This is a genomic window from Candidatus Zixiibacteriota bacterium, assembly GCA_020853795.1.
In the GTDB taxonomy this organism is placed as follows: Bacteria; Zixibacteria; MSB-5A5; order CAIYYT01; family CAIYYT01; genus JADJGC01.
In genome coordinates this window covers 1-4,220 of record JADYYF010000151.1, presented here as the reverse complement: position 1 = coordinate 4,220, position 4,220 = coordinate 1, and the positions used below count along the sequence as shown (strand labels likewise).

Genomic DNA, 4,220 nt, shown 5'->3' with positions numbered 1-4,220 from the left:
TGTATGTGTCGAGCGAAGAGTTCACCAACGAATTCATTCGGTCGCTGTCGACCAAGTCGGTGCACGAGTTCTCCAATCGCTACCGCACGGTTGATCTGCTGTTGCTGGACGATATCCAGTTCTTTACCGGCAAGGAATCGACGCAAGAGCAGTTCTTTCACACCTTCAACGCCCTGCACCAGGCCGGCAAGCAGATCGTCCTCACCGCCGACCGTGCGCCCCGGGATATTCTCGGACTCGAGGAACGTCTGTTGTCGCGCTTCAGCTGGGGTCTGGTCGCCGATATTCAGCCGCCGACGCTGGAAACGCGCATTGCCATTCTGCAGAAAAAGGCTGACTCTGATGGTGTCATCGTCCCTCAGGACGTGTTGACTTACATTGCCGACTCGATCACTTCCAACGTCCGCGAACTGGAAGGTGCTTTGGTCCGCTTGGTGGCCTACGCTTCGCTGCGCCGTAAAGAGCTGACCATGGCCCTGGCGCAGGATGTCTTGAAAGACACCATCCGCTCCAAAGCGAAGCCGGTGACAATCGAGCAGATTCAAAAAGAGGTCGCGGCTTACTACAAGATTTCGGAAGAACTCCTGAAGTCGAAGAAGAAGACGCAAGAGATTGTGATCGCCCGTCAGGTTGCCATGTATTTGTCGCGCACGCTGACCAATTCTTCACTCAAGCTGATCGGCATCAATTTCGGCAATCGCGATCACTCCACCGTGATTCATGCCTGCCAGCAGGTGCAGGACATGATGAAATCGTCAATCGATTTCAAACTGCAAATTGACAAGTTGATTAATGTGATTTGCGGTCAACAGTGAATTAACAATGTTGTTGAAAAGTCGGTGTTGTCTGGCAAACTGTGAACAGCGGATGGAAACGATGGGTAGATATTACCCATCTTTCCACTGTGGATAGGTCGCTTAGTGCTTCAATATCAAGAATATCGCTTTACAAAGCCACATATCCACAGTACTATTACGATTACCTTTTTATTCTTTATCTAATAGTAAAATCATGTGTGGTGTGAATTGTTAAGGAAGCGAACATGAAAGTTACTGTCACAACCGACAAACTTCAATCAGCTTTGGCGGCGGCCATGAGCGCTGTTCCAACCAAGTCGACTTTGCCGATCCTCGGCAACATTCTGGTTGAAGCCGATAACAAAGGATTGAAGATCTCCGCGACCGATCTTGAGCTTTCAATCACCACCGCTCTGGAAACCAAAGTCAGCAAGAAGGGTGCAGTTGCCATTCCGGCCAAGACCTTCGCTGAAATCATTAACGCGCGTCCTCAGACTGAAATCGAAATTGAATCGAATAATAACCGCATCGAAATGCGCTTCGGTACCGGCGACTACAAGATTTCCGGGATGCCGGCGGATGAGTTTCCCAAACTGCAGGAGATCGACGTCAAAAAGGAAGTCAAACTCCCGACCGATGTGGTGCGCAAGCTGATTCAGCGGACGGCCTATGCTGTCTCCACTGATGAAACTCGCCCGGCCCTGAACGGCATTCTGTGGCAAACCAACGGTGAGCGGATGCGCATGGTGGCGACCGATGGTCATCGTTTGGCGCGTGCCGAGGCCGACAACGAGCTGCTCAAGGGGCTCTATGGCGATGTGATTGTTCCGCCGCGGGCGTTTAACCTGCTTTCCAAACTGGCGACCGACAGCATCAAGGAGGTCGGCGTCATTTTCGGCGAGAACAACCTGACGTTCATGTGCGGCGCCAACACGGTAACCACGCGGATCATCGAGGGCCCCTACCCGAACACCGACCAGGTCATCCCGCGCGGCAACAACAAGACTCTCATCGTGCCGAAAACGCTGCTGAACGAGACGCTGCGCCGCGTATCGATTCTGTCGAATTCGCTGACGCACCAGGTCAAGTTCGGCATCACCAACAACACGCTGGAGCTGTCGGCGACGAACGTTGATCTCGGCGGTGAGGCCAAGGAAAAGATTCCCTGCCAGTACGATTCCGATGATCTCGAAATCGGCTACAATGCCGGCTACATCATCGATAGTCTCAAGCAGGTTGAAGGCGACGAAGTGCGCTTCTCGTTGTCGTCGGCAACGGCGGCGGCGATCGTAACCTCGTTGGATGACAGTGACGACTATCTCTGCCTGGTGATGCCGCTGCGGCTGGCGGAGTGAGTTGAGCAACACTTTTGAGCAGGAAATCCATGGAAATGAAGAAACTACTGCAGCGCAATGGCGCGCTTCTATCTCTCCTGGCAGCCCTACTACTGCTGGGATATACTGCGAACGATCTTCACGCCCAATCCGACCCGGCGCGCGCCACGGTTGAATCGTATCTGGCGGCACAACACAAGGGCGACTGGAAGGCCTTCGTTGGTGCCTTCGATCCCCAGGACATCTCCACGTTTAAATACAACTTCGTCAGCAGCTACGGCGCGCGGATTGCCCAGATGGACACCACCGTGCTCAAGCCGTCGTACTTCGGCGTCAAGAGTCTGACAGACCTTGGCAGCGTCGATTCGGTCACCTATGTCGCCGGGATCTTCCGGATGATTCTGGACGTAATGCCACCGTTGCGCGAGATGATGATGGGTGCCAAGGAAACGATCCTCGGGTCGGTTGACGAGGGGACCGAATTGAAACACTTCGTGCTGCGCGTGCGGGCCTCGGTGCAAAACGAGGCGGTTAGCAATATCGAGGTGGTGTCGGTACGCAAGGTCGGCACGCAATGGCGGGTGGTGGGCAAACGCAATATGGAGCAGATGACCAACCTGCTCAAGCGCATCATTCGCTGACGGCGACCTGAGTCTTGCGCAGCATCCGCAAGATTGATTCTTCCAGCGTTCGTGCAGCAACTTCTTCCCGATTCAGCCAGCGTAAATCGTGCGACTCGTCGCTGATGGCCAACGGTGCGGCATCATCCGCTTCACACAGGAAGCGCACGTCATAGTGATAGTGTTGCGGTACGCCATTGCCGGCAGGGATCAGATGAATGTCGAGGTCAAAAATCTCCTCGGACACCAGCGCGATCTCCGCCAATCCCGATTCCTCCCGCGCCTCGCGCAACGCCACCGCGACCAGGTCAGTCTCGCCGTCGGCGTGTCCGCCCAGTTGCAGCCACAAGCCCAGTTTCTTGTGAAAGGTGAGCAGAAAGCGGGTCCGGGGGTGATTCGTGATCCACGCCGAGCCGGTAACATGGCCGATCGCCAGCGTGCGTTCGCAGCAGTCGGGGTGACTGCCGACAAACTCGATGAAGCGTTCCCGGCACTCGCGGTCACGCGCGTCGCGCGCCCGATACGAGCGCAGGAGTTGAAGCAGATGGTTGCGGTGCATCGCCGTCAGTATACTCCCCGAACGCGTTCTTTTCCGATAATTAGTGACCATCCAAGATATTAGCAAATACTAACTTGTCGCCGTTTTTTTGAATCGTTTTGGGGGAACGGCAATCCAAACTGATAGCGAATGGCCGAGAACGACCGACCGGTTCGGTCGCGCAAGCAACCGGCTGGTCCTGATATAGAATCGACTGCGCTTCCCGGCGCCCCTCTGTTGTGGGTGGGGCGCTGCCGGAGGCGCGCGCAACCTGATAATTCACGAAGGAGTTGTTGATATGTCCATGGAAAACAAAATCCGCGTCATGGCCGGCATGATGATCCTGCTGTCGATCGTGCTGACGCTGACCGTATCGAAGTACTGGCTGTTTCTCACCGGCTTTGTCGGTGTCAACTTGATCCAGTCGGCCTTTACCCGGTTCTGTCCGGCGGAAATCATTCTCGCCAAGTTCGAGAGCAAGTGATCTTCTCCCGATAAACCAGGCGAGGCTGATACCGCCGCGATCTTTTGCCTTGCCTTTCGCGTCGCAGATCGTCTCTATGAGCGGCGATGACGATCACGGCGTGGTTCTCCGGACTTGATCCGATTTTGCAGGCGTTTCTGGCGACCTGTTTCACCTGGGGCGTGACGGCGCTCGGGGCGGCGGGCGTGTTTCTCACCAAGGAGATGAGCCGTCGCGCGCTCGACATCATGCTCGGCTTTGCCGCCGGCGTCATGATTGCGGCCAGCTACTGGTCGCTGCTGGCACCGGCGATCGAGATGTCGGAGGGTGGCGCTGTCCCGGCCTGGGTTCCGGCGGCGGTCGGGTTTTTGCTGGGGGCGCTGTTCTTGCGCGGAATCGACCTGATTCTGCCACACCTGCATATCACCGACGACGGCACTCATGCCGAAGGCATCCGCACCCACTGGC

At 55.9% G+C, this 4,220-nt stretch carries 6 protein-coding genes; 5 read left to right on the top strand and 1 reads right to left on the bottom strand.

All coding sequences use genetic code 11. The features are described 5' to 3' along the window. The 3 genes from dnaA to IT585_11940 all read left to right on the top strand — a co-directional run. Positions 1 to 815, top strand: an 815-nt coding sequence (dnaA, locus tag IT585_11950; protein ID MCC6963957.1) for a chromosomal replication initiator protein DnaA, incomplete at its 5' end; no start/stop codon positions are given. A 227-nt stretch (positions 816 to 1,042) separates the two neighbouring features. Next, entirely contained in the window at positions 1,043 to 2,152 is a 1,110-nt protein-coding gene (dnaN, locus tag IT585_11945) for a DNA polymerase III subunit beta (protein ID MCC6963956.1), read from the top strand. A 35-nt stretch (positions 2,153 to 2,187) separates the two neighbouring features. After that, on the top strand, positions 2,188 to 2,772 hold the full coding sequence (locus IT585_11940) for a hypothetical protein (protein MCC6963955.1): 585 nt from the start codon (positions 2,188 to 2,190) through the stop codon (positions 2,770 to 2,772). Here IT585_11940 and IT585_11935 read toward each other — a convergent pair. Continuing rightward, entirely contained in the window at positions 2,762 to 3,310 is a 549-nt protein-coding gene (locus IT585_11935; protein ID MCC6963954.1) for an NUDIX hydrolase, read from the bottom strand. The genes IT585_11940 and IT585_11935 overlap by 11 nt on opposite strands. Positions 3,311 to 3,587: 277 nt before the next feature. Here IT585_11935 and IT585_11930 point away from each other — a divergent pair, with 277 nt between their 5' ends. Both IT585_11930 and IT585_11925 read left to right on the top strand, forming a co-directional pair. After that, positions 3,588 to 3,773 carry a DUF2892 domain-containing protein gene (locus IT585_11930; protein MCC6963953.1) on the top strand — a complete coding sequence of 62 codons (186 nt, stop codon included), beginning with the start codon at positions 3,588 to 3,590 and terminating at the stop codon, positions 3,771 to 3,773. Positions 3,774 to 3,859: 86 nt separating this feature from the next. Beyond that, positions 3,860 to 4,220 (top strand): ZIP family metal transporter (locus tag IT585_11925; GenBank protein MCC6963952.1); only part of this gene is annotated, 361 nt, incomplete at its 3' end.

What these genes read in the sequence shown, in the direction of transcription:
- dnaN (MCC6963956.1), top strand. Translation starts at nt 1,043, where the DNA reads ATGAAAGTTACTGTCACAACCGACAAACTTCAATCAGCTTTGGCGGCG.
- IT585_11940 (MCC6963955.1), top strand. Translation starts at nt 2,188, where the DNA reads ATGAAGAAACTACTGCAGCGCAATGGCGCGCTTCTATCTCTCCTGGCA.
- IT585_11935 (MCC6963954.1), bottom strand. Translation starts at nt 3,310, where the DNA reads ATGCACCGCAACCATCTGCTTCAACTCCTGCGCTCGTATCGGGCGCGC.
- IT585_11930 (MCC6963953.1), top strand. Translation starts at nt 3,588, where the DNA reads ATGTCCATGGAAAACAAAATCCGCGTCATGGCCGGCATGATGATCCTG.